This window comes from Ancylomarina subtilis, assembly GCF_004217115.1.
Taxonomy (GTDB): Bacteria; Bacteroidota; Bacteroidia; order Bacteroidales; family Marinifilaceae; genus Ancylomarina; species Ancylomarina subtilis.
Genome location: NZ_SHKN01000001.1, coordinates 1,485,375 through 1,500,827, shown reverse-complemented (window position 1 = coordinate 1,500,827; position 15,453 = coordinate 1,485,375). Strand labels below are relative to the sequence as shown.

General features: G+C 34.1%; 12 protein-coding genes. 3 read left to right on the top strand and 9 right to left on the bottom strand.

What is annotated here, in order from left to right; all coding sequences use genetic code 11:
- Nucleotides 1-48: 48 nt before the first annotated feature.
- The 8 genes from EV201_RS06040 to EV201_RS06010 all read right to left on the bottom strand — a co-directional run bounded on the left by EV201_RS06040 (nucleotide 49) and on the right by EV201_RS06010 (nucleotide 7,771).
- Nucleotides 49-627 (bottom strand): XkdF-like putative serine protease domain-containing protein, encoded by a 579-nt coding sequence (locus EV201_RS06040; protein WP_165389602.1) that lies wholly within the window; start codon nucleotides 625-627, stop codon nucleotides 49-51.
- A gap of 34 nt (nucleotides 628-661) precedes the next feature.
- The gene (locus EV201_RS06035; protein WP_130306587.1) at nucleotides 662-2,956 is read right to left on the bottom strand and encodes a coiled-coil domain-containing protein; all 2,295 of its coding nucleotides are present in this window, start codon (nucleotides 2,954-2,956) and stop codon (nucleotides 662-664) included.
- A 10-nt stretch (nucleotides 2,957-2,966) separates the two neighbouring features.
- Nucleotides 2,967-3,800: a hypothetical protein gene (locus EV201_RS06030; protein WP_130306585.1), complete on the bottom strand. Its 834-nt coding sequence runs from the start codon at nucleotides 3,798-3,800 to the stop codon at nucleotides 2,967-2,969.
- Nucleotides 3,801-3,805: 5 nt separating this feature from the next.
- Nucleotides 3,806-5,110, bottom strand: coding sequence for a terminase large subunit domain-containing protein (locus tag EV201_RS06025; protein ID WP_130306583.1), 1,305 nt, complete (start codon nucleotides 5,108-5,110; stop codon nucleotides 3,806-3,808).
- 18 nt (nucleotides 5,111-5,128) lie between these two features.
- A complete protein-coding gene (locus EV201_RS06020; protein ID WP_130306581.1) occupies nucleotides 5,129-5,554 on the bottom strand; it encodes a terminase small subunit in 426 nt (141 codons plus the stop codon).
- A gap of 8 nt (nucleotides 5,555-5,562) precedes the next feature.
- Complete coding sequence (locus EV201_RS16365; protein ID WP_165389601.1) at nucleotides 5,563-5,718, bottom strand: hypothetical protein; 156 nt, start codon at nucleotides 5,716-5,718, stop codon at nucleotides 5,563-5,565.
- On the bottom strand, nucleotides 5,709-5,948 hold the full coding sequence (locus tag EV201_RS06015) for a hypothetical protein (protein WP_130306579.1): 240 nt from the start codon (nucleotides 5,946-5,948) through the stop codon (nucleotides 5,709-5,711). Before EV201_RS06015 ends, EV201_RS16365 begins: the two co-directional genes overlap by 10 nt.
- A 338-nt stretch (nucleotides 5,949-6,286) precedes the next feature.
- Complete coding sequence (locus EV201_RS06010; protein WP_130306577.1) at nucleotides 6,287-7,771, bottom strand: tyrosine-type recombinase/integrase; 1,485 nt, start codon at nucleotides 7,769-7,771, stop codon at nucleotides 6,287-6,289.
- Nucleotides 7,772-8,126: 355 nt separating this feature from the next.
- Between EV201_RS06010 and hcp the strand changes: the two genes are divergently transcribed.
- The 3 genes from hcp (at nucleotide 8,127) to EV201_RS05995 (ending at nucleotide 12,907) form a co-directional block, all read left to right on the top strand.
- Complete coding sequence (hcp, locus tag EV201_RS06005) at nucleotides 8,127-9,773, top strand: hydroxylamine reductase (RefSeq protein WP_130306575.1); 1,647 nt, start codon at nucleotides 8,127-8,129, stop codon at nucleotides 9,771-9,773.
- A gap of 178 nt (nucleotides 9,774-9,951) precedes the next feature.
- Nucleotides 9,952-11,460, top strand: a complete 1,509-nt coding sequence (locus EV201_RS06000; RefSeq protein WP_130306573.1) for a PepSY-associated TM helix domain-containing protein — start codon at nucleotides 9,952-9,954, stop codon at nucleotides 11,458-11,460.
- Between the two features lie 130 nt (nucleotides 11,461-11,590).
- Complete coding sequence (locus EV201_RS05995) at nucleotides 11,591-12,907, top strand: cation:proton antiporter domain-containing protein (protein ID WP_130306571.1); 1,317 nt, start codon at nucleotides 11,591-11,593, stop codon at nucleotides 12,905-12,907.
- Nucleotides 12,908-12,916: 9 nt separating this feature from the next.
- On the opposite strand, the gene EV201_RS05990 is transcribed toward EV201_RS05995, so the two are convergent.
- Entirely contained in the window at nucleotides 12,917-15,310 is a 2,394-nt protein-coding gene (locus EV201_RS05990) for a TonB-dependent receptor plug domain-containing protein (protein WP_130306569.1), read from the bottom strand.
- Between the last annotated feature and the right edge of the window lie 143 nt (nucleotides 15,311-15,453).

The following is a 15,453-nucleotide window of genomic DNA, read 5'->3' as shown; positions in this document are numbered from 1 at the left end:
AGTATATATTAGATTTTGATTCTGCTTTTCTTCTATTTTGTGAGTTTTTTATTTGAATAATTCCAAAAGGTCTTTTATTACGTCTTCCTGTGTTCTAGGCTTAATTTCTTCTGAGAAAAATGTTTTCAATTGTGGAAGCATATTTAACTCAACACTAAAACCGTTATATTCTCCGCTTTTAATATCTTTCCATAATTCTGAATCGTGAACCTTTAGAGAAACGAACCAAGTTCCTATTTCTTCTTCTAAACCGTATTCTACTGATTTGTCGTTTTCAAATTCCTTAATCCAACTTTCCTTTAAAGTCACATCATAAGTTTTGTCTTTGTGTTCTAGTGTAAAATTCATAGACTGATTATTAGCAAAATAATATTCGGCTGTTTGGTCTATGGTTTCCTTTGAGAAGTATATATAAGCTTCGTCACCGCCTACGTTATTACGATAGATCTTCTTGTTAGGAATAAGAGCTGCACCCGTTAGAATCATTCTATCATCGTTTGATAGCTTAATTGTTTGCTTCTTTTCATTGTCAGATAGAGCAATAAAATTTGATTGAATCGCAGGCTTATCAACTATCGAAATAGCAAACACGCCCGTATTTTCTTTATCTGATTTATTCAATTTCATTTCATATAATTTCATATTTATGTGTGTTGTGTTTTTAGTCGTTTGTAATTACAAATCGTTCGTTTCTTTCTTTTACTTCGGTCTGTTTTTCAGTTATAGAATGTTCTGTAATATTCACGGGAATAGCTTTAACCACTTGTGAAGCAAGTTCTATTACTCGTTCTTCTGAAATACCTACGTTTGCTTCTCTATTCTCGTTCCCTGCGTTGTTAAGTTCTACGACGGTCGCAGCCATTGCAGGGTTCGTCATAGTTTTTCGGTTTACTATGAATTCGTCCGTTTCTGCTTCTAGAATAGTTCCGCCTGAATAGTGTCTATTTCCACTAATCCAACCCCCTGTTTCGGCTTTGGCTAGTGTGGTTTTCTTCTTAGGTGTTGAAATCCCTGATATTTTAGCAACGTTTTTTAAACCCATTCCCCCGATAGTTATTGACATTGGGATTTTCGCCCACGTTGGAACGGTTTTATCTGCTAATACTGAGTTAATAGCCTGATAGGTATTTATTGAAGCATCTCCAACGGCTGCGGTTTTTGCGAATACTGTGTTTTCGTTGGCTGCTTCTCCCATAAGTCCGAAGACTTTTTTAGTTCCGTCTATCTTTCCTTTATTAGCTAAGTTGTTTATTTCAGTCTGCTTCTTTGCCGATTCGGTTTTATAGGCTAATTCAGCTTTATCATATTTCTTGATAATGGCAGCTTTCAATTTTGCTTTCTGTTCTTCGGTGTATTTGCTTCTATCTATTTCGGCTAAATCCTTTTCCTGATCTAATTCAAGTTTTGCTAAATATCTTTCTTCTTCTGTTTCAAGACCTAATAAATATTCTTCTTCTTCAAGCTCCTTTTGTTCTGCTTTATATGCTGCGTCGTTATCCCTGCGTTCCTGTTCAATCTTCTGTTCTTCTTCGGTCTGCTTCTTCTTATCTGCTACTTGTTTATCGTTCTCAGCTTTTTGAAGTCCTGTCTTTTGTCCTGCGATTTCTTTTAACGCTGCTTGTTTGTCTGCTTCTAGTTGTATTAATGCTGCTGCTAATTGCGCTTCTTCTTCTAAATCTTCTTCTCCTGATGCTGCTAGATTATTACGTTCTTTCTTAATGTCTAGTTCAGCCTGTGCCATTGCAATTTTCTTTTCGAATAATTCGTTTGTTGCTGCTTCGGCTGCTGCTAATGCTTCTTGTTTTTCGGCTGCTGTTTTGGTTTGGTCTGCTGCGTTTGTTAATGCTGTGTTCTTAGCAACGTTTAGTTTTGCTTCTTCAACTAAGAAGTTTCTTCTATCCTGAATAAGCTTGTTTTCTGCTGCTTGTAAGTCTATGGCTTTCTTTGTGTCGTCTACTAATTCTTTACCCTTCTTCTTTATCTTATCATATCCTTTGGTTACTGTATCGACAAACATTCCCATCGGTGAAGCATCGAATAAACCTTTTACGCCTTTCTTTCCATCTTCTAAAGCTCCTTTGAAATCGCCCTTCATCATCTTTTTAAAGGCAGAACCCAAGAAGCCTAACCCCTCGGTTAATGATTTTACTTTATCTAATACAAAGTTTTTGATTGAAGTTCCAAGTTCCTGAACTGTCTTCTTAGGGTTTTCGAAAGCGTTAAATATTGATTCACCTAGATTAATAACAAAGTCCATTAATTCACCCATTACAGCACCTAACGCAGCCGTTATAACTCTAAGCTTTTGCGCTCCTTTTTCTGTCTTGTTGAACCATTGGAATAAGGCAGCCAAAGCGATAACTATTGCACCGATTCCTGTTCCAATTAAAGCAACTTTCAAGCTCTTTAACATTGGTAAGAATTTTCTAACGGCTGTTATTCCTTGACCAAATCCGCCCCCCATAGCACCCAAACCACCTGTGAATAAATTACATTCCGCAAGTGCTTCTTTCATTTTGTTTTTGTAGTCTCCTACTGAATCCTGATGTCTTCCCGTTTCTTCTCTTAATCCTTTTAATTCGTCTGATTGGTCTTGAATTGTTTGTAGTAGTTTTCCGCCTATTTCGACATTTTCCCTTTGTTCCTTTGATAGATTATCATAGGCTTGTCGATTTGCGTTTAAGGAGTTCGAAAGCTGTTTAATACTTCCGTTATTCGTCTGAATAATATTAACCGCAGATTTCTGCGTTCTGTTAATTTCTTGAAGTTGTGCTTTATTTAAAGCGGTTGATTTAGCGTGTTGAAGTTGGGTTATACTTCCATCTTTCAACATTGCGTTTAGTTGCTGCTGAAACTTCTTCGTTTCTAATATCTTCTTTGTCGTTTCATCTAATACGCTGTTTGCGTTTCCCTTGTCTATCGTTAGTATTAATTCTAACTTGTTTTCGTCTGACATTCATAATTTCTTATTTTTTCTGAAAGGCTAATTTGTCTTCCTCATATACAATACGCTTTAACAGTTCTTTGATGTTTCTTTGCATCCAAACATCTAATTCAATGATATTCGAACGGCTAACAGTTTGTAAGATGTGATAGAAACCCCAATAAGAAGACATACTTTCCGTGTTGTCTTCTGCTACTATTATTTCTTCTTCTGTTTCCTCTGTTGGTTCTTCTTCCCGTGTTAATCCGTAGTCATTATATATTGACCTTTTCCAATCAAGAAAACAGAATAGAACAATCTTCGCTTGGAAGTAAGAAATATGTTCTTTGAAAAGTTCCTGATTCTCTGTTTTGATCTGCTTTGTAGTTGCTGTTTCATTCGAGGAATAACAAAGGGTTCTATTCTTAAAACTCTTAATTCGATTGTATGTATTTGTATATATTGAATTAGAATTTTTGCTTTTGATAGGTTTGTATAAAATATTTAAGATTTCAGAATAATTATTGTAAACGTCTTGTGTTAGGAAGTAATCAAGATCAACGAATTCTTTAACTGTCATATTTTCAAAATCTATTAAATTGAATTCCCTTCCGTTAATGTAAAAGGATTTGATAACAGGGAATTGTGCAGTGTTGTCAAAGAATATTAGATTATCGAATAATAGTCTTATTTGCCTTTCTTCAACTTTGTTAATCTCAACTAACGGACAGTCTAAAAGAATCGTAAATATTCGCTTAATGTCCTTTAATTTTAAATTGTCCTTTTCTCTTATTTGCTCGATCTGTGTTCCTTTATCAATAGACAAATCTTCTATTCGTGGTAATGTGTATTCATTCTTATCAATTGTTATAATCATATCGGTTAATAATAGTCTTCATATTCATCGTATGAATAGTCTTCATACGCATCATAAACGGAATAGGTAGAAACACCCGTAGCCGTTAATTCGTGCCTAGCATAATTAGCCATTAATAGTGCATCTACGTGGTCGTCGTGTGCGTCCTTACAATGTTCATATTTTAATTTTCCTGTGGCTGTTCTGCTTACCGTGTAAGTTGCTAATTCGTTGTCTAGGACAGGACATAAATTCGTCGTGGGAAGTGCTAAGTTTGATTCGTTAATATCTCTTATAATCGTTGATACAATCTTTTGTTTTGATTCATTAGACATTGTAAAACGAAAGACATTTTCATAACCTACTTGTTCTTCTAATAGTTCGGTTGCTCCAATCCCTAAACCGTTGGTTTCTGAATAGCCTTTTGCATTATATTCCTTTATGATTGTTCCGATTTCCTTTACTCTTTCGATAAGGGTAGGAGCTTGAATATTTTTTATAAAAGCTACTTTTCCTAATTCGTCTATGATCGTTAAAACGGTGTTGTCTTCTCCATCGCCTGACCAGTCAACACCAAAGAAATATTTCAATTCTTTCTTCGGTTCTTTCCAAGATTTAACAGTTTGTAAGTGTTGGAAATCTCCGAATACTTCTGATATTCCTTTGATAAATTCACCTAAATATTCTTGTCTAAATATTGCGTCGGGTAGTTCTTTTCTTGCGTCTTCAACGTCTTCTTTGTCGTAGTATGGATTATCATTATATGATAGAAAATAATGGCTGTATCTAGTTGCTTTTTCGCTTAAACCATTAATACACATTTTATAAAAATGGTTATATCCTTTGGGAGTAGAAGCGAATATAACTTTTGCGTTTTTCTTTGCGTTGATTGTTGGCTTGATTGCCTTAGTCCAAGCTAATTCGCTTGTAAATGCGTGTTCGTCTGATATGATGAAATCAAACGAATAACTTCTAAACGAGTCGGGTTTATTTGTAGTCTTGAAAACAACCTTTGTATTATTAGAAAATACAATGCTTCTGTTTGCGTCTGTATTGTTTGTCTTGACTATAAGAATAGGGGGAATTGCATCTATTAATCTTTCGAATATATTTTGACATTGACCGTGTGAAGGGCAAGCGTAACAACCTAATTGATTAGGCTTCTTAAATGCGAAATATGCGGTTAGGTTTCTTAATAAGACGGTTTTTCCTGCCTGTCTGCTTCCTCGAATAGAATTATATCTTAATCCGTTTTTATCAATGTCATATAAAATGAACTGTTGTCTTCGGGTTAATCCTTCATAAGGGTTAAATTCTATATCATTATTCAATTATTCATTCATTCTTTTTTATTCTTCTGCTTCTGATTCTTCTTCAAAATCAAAACTTGGTTTCATTGTAAGAACTACGTTCGTTTGTGTTACTTCCTGTTCTGTCTTATCGCTCCACTTATCCAAGTTGACAAGGGCAAATTTTGCGCCCGAAGCTTTGTCTAATAAGTATTCTTCGTAAGTTGCTGATACCATTGAACGCCCGTATTCGATAACCCTTGCAAAGTCATTGTCTCTATGTTTCATTTGATAGAAAGATTCCCTTGAAGCAAAACCACAATAAAGAGCTAACCCAATAATTAAAGGGCGTTTATTTGTTTCGTGACAATGTTCAAAATATTCGTTGATCTTTTTAAGCAATTTCTTAGCATTGGCAAATTTGGGCGGTCTTCCTGTGAAGTTTCCTAATGCGTTTGAATTGCCTTTGTTCTTTGTTGTAGTCATTCATAATTCTATTGTTTTAGTATGTTGTAAAGCCCTGTTACAGCCTTTTCAATCTTTGCTAATAGTTCGTTGTTAGCTTTCATCAATTCTATTAATTCCGCCTTTTCTGTTGGTTTCTTAGCGGTTGTTTTTCTTGGTTTGGTTGTCTTCTCTTTTACTTCCATTTGAAAAACTGATTCATTTTTTTATTCGCTTCCTGATTTCCTTTTACTTTTCCGTATTTCATTAGTAAAATCAAATAATATGGTAGGGTTGTAAGGGTTAAAGTAGTTAGGGAAACTAATGCAGTAAGAATCATTAATAGATTTAAAATGACTTGCGGAATAGTCATAAATGCCTGATAGATTTTTAGTAAAATATTCATTGTTTTTGTGTTTTTTTTATTCTTTTTCATCGTTTTTTATTCAAAAACTGATAGAAATTGTCTTTTTTCTATGCTTTTTTTCCAAAAAAGACGAAGTAGTTTTAAGTATATATTGAATTTTAAATACTTGCTTTTTCTTCCGTTTTGGAATATGGAGAAACAAAAAAAGGCTTCCATTTATGGAAACCTTTTCAATTTTTTGACACGAAAAAAGTGTTGACTTAGATAATATTATAGAGATAATAGATAGGAGTAGAACGGTTTTTTATCCGTTTTTTATTCTTTCTTGTTAGATTTTTTGACACGAAAAAAGTGTTGACTTAGATAATATTATAGAGATAATAGATAGGAGAGGAGCGGCTTTTTCATTAGTTTTTTGAATAGAAATCTTCTATATTCTGTTCTATGAATTCAACCTTTAATCTTTTTAAATATCTTTCCGTTGTGCCTATGTTGGTATGTCCTAAAAGCTTTGAAAGGCTGTAAATATCTCGTGTAGAATTGTAATAATTTATACTGAATAAATGTCTGAAACTGTGCGTTGATAGGTGTTCTTCTGTCATATAATTTTCTTCGTCTTCTTCATTACATTTTTGACATTTAGAAACACAAGTTGTTTTATTATTAATAAGTTTTCGAATTTCTCCGTGTGTTTTACCTTCTAAATAAACATCGTGAAAAATACATTTTTTTGGGGTGTAGTTCTTTTGCATCTGAATAAATTCAATTAACAAATGAACTCTATCTGCTTTTTCTTTGCCTTTAAAGGGTTTTATATTTGCGTCTTCGGGTCTTTCTTGAAGTCCTAAAAGATATTCTAATTCGAAGTCGCCTTTGTTTATTACTTGTTTTAAGCTTTTCAAATATTCGTGTTGTAAATCAGGATGTAAGAAAAACCTTAATGTTAATATTGCTTCCTCACAAAGGGTCATATCGTGTTCCGTTCCTGTTTTAATTGCGTTAAACTTCAAATTTACATTTATGTTTCTTGGTAATAAACCCTTTGTTTCATCTTGATCTTTTTGTGAAACATATCTATCTGTAAAATATATATTCTCGTATGAAATGGTTATTATATCGCTAATTCTTGTTCCTTGTGAATAATATTGAAAGACGTTCCAATTCTTATATAATGTCCTTTCCTTCGATTTAGGAATATAGCCTTTGAAAGTATCAAAAAGATTATCTTCGAATGAAAGGCTTTTATCTTGATTCCTTACTTTCTTTTTATACTCTTTAATTGGGTTTAAAATTAAATGCGGTCTTCTTTTATTACAATTTGAAAAAACGGTTGTGATTTTATCCATATACGATTTAATCGTAGATATTGCCAAACCTTTTGCAGTTAGATGAATTCTAAAATCATCTAAAAAAATGTCGTTGATATCTTCTAATCTTAATTTATGCGGTTTGTTTGTGGTGTTTAAGACATCAATAATATGATTCTTAACATTAAAGAATAAACGTCTTGAATTCTCTTTACCTTCTTTTTCAAGATTTGTTATTAATCGATTGAATTCGGTTAAAACTTCGTCTATGTCTTCGGGTTTGGTTGCTGCTTCAATTTCTTCGGCTTTTTCCTTTTCTTCAAGTTCGGCTAATAGTTGTTCTCTTATTTCAACTTTCTTTTGGTCAATGATTGCATTAATACGTGCGTGGTCAACTCTTTTTTTATTCTTCACATATCCTGACTTTGAATCGAAGTCTTCTTTATGCTCGATATATTCGCCCGTTTTGATTTCCGTTTTTTTATCTCTGGAATATTGAAGTCTTATTACAATAGCAAGACCTTTTTTAGAAGGATAAGTATTTATTCCGCCTTTGATTGTTGGTAGTTTTGGTTCGATATTCATTATCTTTGATTAAATAGAATAAAAAAAATCAGTTTTTTTTGATTTTGTATCATTTGATACACTTTTTAGAATTTTAATGCTTCATATTTGTGGTATCAAAAAAAGGATAAAAAAATCTGAAAATATTTTAAGTTTGTATCATATGATACACTTTTTAAAAAATTAATGCTTCATATTTGTGATGTCGAAACAATTTAAACGGCTTCGAAATCCGATATAAATATAGCTTCTTAAATTAGTGAATGCAAAAATTAGGAAGCAAATTAGGAAGCATATAGAGGTTTGAGGACAAGAAAGATAATTATACAGATAAATAGATATAACTAATATACAATAACTTAAATAAAAAATTATTATGGCTATGTTTTGTTATCAGTGCCAAGAGGCAGCTAAAGGAACCGGATGTACAGTTAAAGGTGTTTGTGGAAAAACCGATGAGGTTGCAAACATTCAGGATTTATTGATGTATGTGATGAAAGGTATTTCTGTTTTCAGTACCAAAGCTCGTGAAGCAGGTATTGAAAATGATAAAGTGAACAACTTTATTATGAATGGTTTGTTCATGACTATTACCAATGCCAATTTTGATAAAGTAAAGTTTGTTGATGCGATTCGAAATGGTCTTAAGCTACGTGAAGAGATCAAAACTCAAGCCGAATCTGCTGGGCTTACTTTCGAAAACCTACACCATTCTGCAACATGGTTTGCCGATGCGGAAAACGATTTTGATGCAAAAGCTCGTGTGATTGGTGTGCTTTCTACTGAAAATGAAGATATTCGTTCTTTAAGAGAATTGTTGATATACGGATTGAAAGGTTTTGCCGCTTATGCCGAGCATGCTTATAATCTTGGCGTTGAAAAAGCTGAAATGTACGCTTTCATGCAAAAAGCTTTACAAGCAACTACTGATGATACATTAAGTGCTGACGATTTAGTCGCTCTTGTTATGGAATGTGGTGCCAATGGTGTGACAGCTATGGCAACACTTGACGAAGCGAATACAGGTGCTTATGGTAACCCTGAAATTACAGAGGTAAACATAGGTGTTAGTGATAAGCCAGGTATTCTAATTTCAGGTCATGATCTTAAGGATATGGAAGAGCTATTGAAGCAAACCGAAGGAACTGGTGTTGATGTTTACACTCACTCTGAGATGTTACCAGCCAACTATTATCCAGCATTTAAAAAGTACGAGCACTTTGTAGGTAACTACGGAAATGCATGGTGGAAGCAAAACGAAGAGTTCGAAACATTTAACGGACCGATTTTGTTCACAACCAACTGTATTGTTCCTCCTAAGGCGGATTCAACATACCAGGATAAAGTATACACAACTGGAGCTTCCGGTTTCCCAGGATTCAAGCATATTGAAGCGGATGAAAACGGAAAGAAAGACTTCTCTGAAATTATTGAGTTAGCTAAGAAATGTGCTGCTCCAACTGAGATTGAAAACGGAACAATTGTTGGTGGATTTGCTCACAATCAGGTGATGCAACTAGCAGACAAAGTTGTTGATGCGGTTAAGTCCGGAGCTATTCGTAAGTTCTTTGTGATGGCAGGTTGCGATGGTCGTATGAAAGGTCGTGATTACTATACTGAATTTGCTGCAGCCCTTCCAAAGGACACTGTAATCTTAACAGCAGGTTGTGCTAAGTATCGTTACAATAAGCTGGAGTTAGGTGATATTGGAGGTATTCCAAGAGTATTGGATGCAGGTCAGTGTAACGATTCATATTCATTAGCTGTGATTGCAATGAAATTGAAAGAAGTTTTTGAATTAAACGATATTAATGATTTACCAATTGCATACAATATTGCATGGTACGAGCAAAAAGCTGTTATCGTATTGTTGGCTCTTCTTTCATTAGGTGTTAAGAATATTCACCTGGGACCAACATTGCCAGCTTTCCTTTCTCCCAATGTGGCTAAAATATTGATCGATACTTTTGGAATTGGTGGAATTGGTACTGTTGACGAGGACATGAAAATGTTTTTAAACTAAACTTCACAACTAAATCATAAATATGTAGTGGCAATATTGTCACTACATATTTTTCAGAATTGTAGTTAGATCATATTTGGGGTAATGACTAAAACTGTTCAGAAAGGTGTTTATTCTTTTTGAGCGGTTTTTGTCTATTTTAGACATCAGTTTTTAGCTGTAGAAACGAAGATTATCAATGAAGAATTGGACTAAGTTTTTTAAAAAACATCATAAGTGGCCATCTCTGGTTCTCTCTTTTTTTATCCTCTTATTTGCCGTTTCCGGTATTGTGATGAATCATAGGGAAGCCTTCTCGTCAGTAGATGTTAATCGCGATTATTTGGGAAGTGAATACCAGTATCATAATTGGAATAAGGCGGCAGTGAAATCTGCCTTAAAGCTTGAAGGTGATACGGCTCTTATTTATGGCAATATAGGTGTTTGGAAAACGACCGATAATTATCAAACTTTTGAGAATTTTAATCAAGGATTTCCCGAGGGAATAGATAATGCCAAGATTGAAAAACTACTTCGAACCAGTTCTGGAGATATTTATGCCGGGACGCTAAAGGGACTTTATAAGTTTCAGAATGATGCCTGGATGAAAATTGAATTACCTGTTTCAGAAAAGCGGGTGGTCGATTTGATTGAGATGAAGGGGGAGTTCTATGTTCTGACCCGTTCCAATTTGCTTAAGAAAGATTCAAATGGTTTCGAGAAAATTAAGCTCTTAGCAAAATCGGATTATGATGGGAAAATATCTTTGTTTAAAACACTTTGGGAAATTCATTCAGGAGAAGCTTTTGGTTTAATAGGAAAACTATTTGTCGATTTTATAGGTTTGATTTTTATTCTTCTTTCAATTTCAGGTCTCATCTATTTCATTTATCCTAAATGGATAAAACGACTAAAAGCTAAGAGTAAAAATGTAAAAGGAAAAGCTAAATTTCTAAAATTTAATCTGAAATGGCACAATCGTTTGGGATATTGGATGATTATTTTTCTGATACTATCTGCACTGACGGGGATGTTTTTACGTCCCCCCTTATTAATTTCTATTGCAAATGCCAAAGTTGATAAATTACCCTTCACACATCTCGATGACCCTAATCCCTGGTACGATCAATTGAGGCGAATTGCATACGACGAAGAATTAAATCGCGTTCTCTTAGCTACTAATGAGGCTATTTATTATTCGGATGATTTATTTGAAACAGCACCGGTATTGTTCTCATCTCAGGCACCTGTTTCAGTTATGGGAGTCAATGTATTTGAGGTGATTAAGCCCGGGCAATATCTCATTGGCTCATTTTCAGGCTTGTTTTATTGGATTCCTGAACGAAACTTAAATTTCGATTATTTTACAAAGAAACCGTATGTGGCAGTTAAACAAATGGGACCACCTATCTCAGCACATCCGATAGCAGGATATTTGCGAGATACTAACGGACGGGAGTTTGTTTTCGATTATAATCTGGGTGTCGGAAATATGACGGATGATAGGCATTTTGTTAAGATGCCTCAGCAAGTTCGGGAAGCACCGATATCATTATGGAACCTTTGTCTCGAAATTCATACTGGGCGTATCTATCAATACCTTTTCGGTAAATTTTACATTTTGTTTATACCTCTGGCTGGTTTGACTATACTTTGGATTTTGATCACAGGTTTAGTTTTATTTCTAAAACGAAAGAAAAAATACTAATGTTAAGATGATATTTAATAAGCTTCGAGTTTTCTCGGGGCTTTTTTTATTGCAGCAATTAGTCTTGGGCAGGCTGATTATCTTAAAAAATGTTTATTTTAGGTATGAAATATAACTTAATTTTTCATAAATGGTAGAATTCGGCTCATATCCTTTAATTATTGCAGGCTGCTTAATCATTTTGCTCTCTTTTCTTTTTTCTAAGTTGGCTTATAAAACGAATATACCTTCAGTTTTAATGCTGATTGGTTTAGGTGTTCTGATACAGTATGGGTTGAAATTGATTCATGTACATGAAATTAATTTTTTTCCAATTCTTGAAGTGATTGGGATTATTGGTTTGATTATGATTGTGCTGGAAGCAGCACTCGAATTGGAACTGAAAAAAGAGAAGACAGAGTTGATTGTAAAATCCCTGCTGATTGCCGGTCTGGGATTAGTTGTGTCATTGTTTGCAGCTTCTGCAATCATACATTATTCGATTCCTGAGATGGATTGGTTGACGTCTTTGTTGTATGCCACGCCTTTATCAATTTTATCCAGTGCGATTATAATTCCAAGTGTTGGAAAGCTTAGTGAAGAAAAAAAGGAGTTTCATGTTTATGAGAGTACATTTTCGGATATTATTGGGATTATGATTTTCTATTTTATGCTCAATTTGGTGGAGTATCAGAATCCCACACCAATATCAGATTCGGTAATCATGCACCCCACGTTTAGTTTTATTATTAGTACCGGCGTTTCTCTGCTTGTTGCTTTTTTAGCGAGTTATATTCTCTTGTATATTTTCCAGTTTATTAATGATGGGGCACGTTTATTCTTGTTAATCTCACTTCTGATTTTGCTGTATGCCGTTGGAAAAATGTTGCATTTATCTCCATTAATTATTATTCTGGTTTTTGGAGTTATAGTTCAGAATAATGAACTTTTTTATCGAGGTTTTCTTCGTAAGTATTTGCATGTAGAGAAGTTTGAAATACTTCAACGTGAGCTTCATATCATAACCAGAGAGTCAGCCTTTGTTGTTCGAACTTTCTTTTTTGTGATTTTTGGAGCGAGTATTGTTGTTTCCAGTATTTTTAATTTTAGGGTTTTAGAAGTCAGTCTACTCCTGTTAGTTAGTATATATGCAATTCGTTGGCTGTTTCTTCGTGCTTTTATGGGAATTGATATTTTCCCACAACTTTGGATTGCACCACGAGGCTTAATAACTGTGTTACTGTATTATGCAATTCCTCCAGAATATGGGAGTGAATCTTTTGATTCAGGAATACTCTTGTTTATCATCATCGCCACCAGCTTAGTTATGACATTTGGTTTGATTGGTTCTGCAAAAATACAGGACATTCCCTTAGTTATTAATCCAATTATCGATGAGGATAAATTCGATGATGAACCTTCTCATGATGTGATAAATAAATCTGAAAAAGAATCTATTAAGGAATAGTTTAATCGTTTATTTTATTTCAAAAGCTAAACTCAAAATAAAATTTCTCCCGGGAGCAGATATTCCTGACGAATAGGGACGGTAAGCTGTGTCAAAGATATTTTCGATGCTGAAGCCTAAAATAATTTTATCTCTAAACACATAGCTGTTATTTAAGTTGACGCAAACCCATTCCGGGGAGTAGGGAAGACCATTGCGATCTTTTGCATACATGTAAGCCTTGCTTTTTTCTGTATCAGCTAAATCTCGATTGGCAATTTCACCATTGTAATCAATTGATAGCTTCGATTTTAATTTTTTTGACTTAAATTTCAAAGCTACAGAAGCAAAAGTAGGCGGTACATGTCTCACAGGTGTTCCATCTTTGTATTCTCCCTTAGAACGGTTGTAATAGGCATCCAGTATGAAATTTGATGAGAGTTGTGCTTTAGCTTTTAGGCTTAAGCCATAAACAATGGCTTTGTCGTCATTAACTATGGCTTGCACCTGACTTTCCACACCATCATACATCAAAGTAGATTGTCCATCAAATGTAAAGTCTCGTCGTACCATTGCATCTTTTAAGATGGAGTAAAATGCATTGAAGTCGATAAAAAAGTCTTTGGTGATATTTTTACTAAGGCTAAAATCAAAGTTGTAGGCATATTCTGATTTTAAATCCTTATTGGGAACAACAACCTTACCAGGTTCAGAGTCGAAAACCTTACCAATATCATCGATATTTGGCGCTCTAAAACCGGTTGTCATATTTAGTTTTAATAAATAGTTATTATTGGTTTGTAAGGTTGCGCCTAAACTCCCATTTAAAGCTCCGGTATTTAAATTAAGACTGGTGAAAGGAAAAGTATAGAAATCCTTGTTGAGTTTTGATTTTATCCAGACATGGGAATAACGCAACCCACCATTAAATGTCCACATATCATTGGGTTTCCATTTTACATTTGTATAGGATGCCAAGCTGGAATAGCTTGAGTTATCCGGATACCGACTTGCTAAAGGAGAAGTTGTTGAGTTTAGGACATTCTTTTTATAGGCTGTTGAATTTAAGTAATTGTATAAATATTCAAAGCCATAAAATAAATCAATTTCAGAATTCAGTTTTTTATTAAAATCCAGATTGGTTGAGAAAATATCCAGAGCCTCAAAACGTTTACTAATATCATTGTTATTCAATTTTCTGGAATGTCGACTTTCTTCGTAAGTTTGATAGGCTGAGATAAGTTTAAAGTTATCGAATAGAGCATTGGTGTTTTTGTTGGTGAGATTTAACGAATGGAATTGTAATCTTTGCGGGCCATAATACCATTCGGCATATTTCAGTTTATCACCGGAGTATTGTGTTAATCTGTCGTAACGGGGAATATCAGAGGTGGAAGAATAGAGAAAGTTATACTGTAAATCTGTGTTTTTCGAAACGTTATATCTTAGTTTTTGGATGATATTTAGTTGATTAAACTGACTTCCTTCCTGGACATAAGGTTTTGAGTTTTTCACAATTTCATCCACATCATTCTCTCTGATAACGTATTCGGTTCTATTGTATTGGTTGGTGCCATTACGTCCCATTGTTAAATCGGAATAGTCAGAATGACTAATGTTTCCCGCATAGCTCCATTTATGATTTCCAACAAAATAACGGGTATGAAAGCCTAATTCGTGATTTGCTGAGGCATATCTGGTTTTGTGATTTAATTGGAAGTTTATAGAGCTGTCGGTAGATAATTGAGGTTTAATGGTATGAAAATCCATGACACCACCAATGGCATCGCTACCATAAATAACGGAACCCGGGCCCAGAATAACTTCGGCTGATTCCAGGCTGTTTGGATCGATATTAAGAAGGTTTTGTAGGTTTCCGGATCTATAGATGGCATTATTCAAGCGCACACCATCGAGAACAATTAATACCCTATTAGCAGCAAATCCTCTAATCATTGGGCTTCCACCTCCCATTTGACTCTTTTGAATAAAGATCTGTCCGCTTTCTTTTAGTAAATCAGCTGAGGTTGATACTTCACTGTTTCTGATTGCTTTATTATCAATTTGAATTAAATTCACCGGAACTTCTTTGGGGTTTTGTTCCCATTTATTCGCTGCAATGGTTACCTCATTTATTTTAAACAGTTGTGGTGTAAGTTGGACAATGAATTTTTCTTCTGCAATGGTTTTATAAGGCAAATGTAAATTCTGAAACGAGGGATGCTGAAAAAATATGATTGCGTCTTTAGAGAATTTTGATAAATCGGCTTGCCCAATTTTTGAACTATTAGTAGATGTTTTTTGAGTGTAAATATAGACATCCTCAATGGGTAGCTGAGTTTTCTTATTTATAATTTTAATCGTCTGTGATTGAGATGCAAATGAACAGATTAATAGGAGCAGGATGAGTAGAAATTTTTGCATATGATATTTTTAGGCTCGATTTGAAGTCTAGTTTAAATTCAAATTGTATTTATGAACAATACAAAATTAGAATAAACTTTGAAATAAATCATAAAAAACAAAAGCTTGTCGATGTTGACAAGCTTTTGTTTTTCTATGAACGA

Coding starts and splice junctions, on each gene's coding strand:
- EV201_RS06035 (WP_130306587.1), bottom strand. CDS start 2,956: ATGTCAGACGAAAACAAGTTAGAATTAATACTAACGATAGACAAGGGA.
- EV201_RS06010 (WP_130306577.1), bottom strand. CDS start 7,771: ATGAATATCGAACCAAAACTACCAACAATCAAAGGCGGAATAAATACT.
- hcp (WP_130306575.1), top strand. CDS start 8,127: ATGGCTATGTTTTGTTATCAGTGCCAAGAGGCAGCTAAAGGAACCGGA.
- EV201_RS06040 (WP_165389602.1), bottom strand. CDS start 627: ATGAAATTGAATAAATCAGATAAAGAAAATACGGGCGTGTTTGCTATT.
- EV201_RS06015 (WP_130306579.1), bottom strand. CDS start 5,948: ATGAAAAAGAATAAAAAAAACACAAAAACAATGAATATTTTACTAAAA.
- EV201_RS06020 (WP_130306581.1), bottom strand. CDS start 5,554: ATGACTACAACAAAGAACAAAGGCAATTCAAACGCATTAGGAAACTTC.
- EV201_RS05995 (WP_130306571.1), top strand. CDS start 11,591: ATGGTAGAATTCGGCTCATATCCTTTAATTATTGCAGGCTGCTTAATC.
- EV201_RS06000 (WP_130306573.1), top strand. CDS start 9,952: ATGAAGAATTGGACTAAGTTTTTTAAAAAACATCATAAGTGGCCATCT.
- EV201_RS05990 (WP_130306569.1), bottom strand. CDS start 15,310: ATGCAAAAATTTCTACTCATCCTGCTCCTATTAATCTGTTCATTTGCA.
- EV201_RS06030 (WP_130306585.1), bottom strand. CDS start 3,800: ATGATTATAACAATTGATAAGAATGAATACACATTACCACGAATAGAA.
- EV201_RS16365 (WP_165389601.1), bottom strand. CDS start 5,718: ATGGAAGTAAAAGAGAAGACAACCAAACCAAGAAAAACAACCGCTAAG.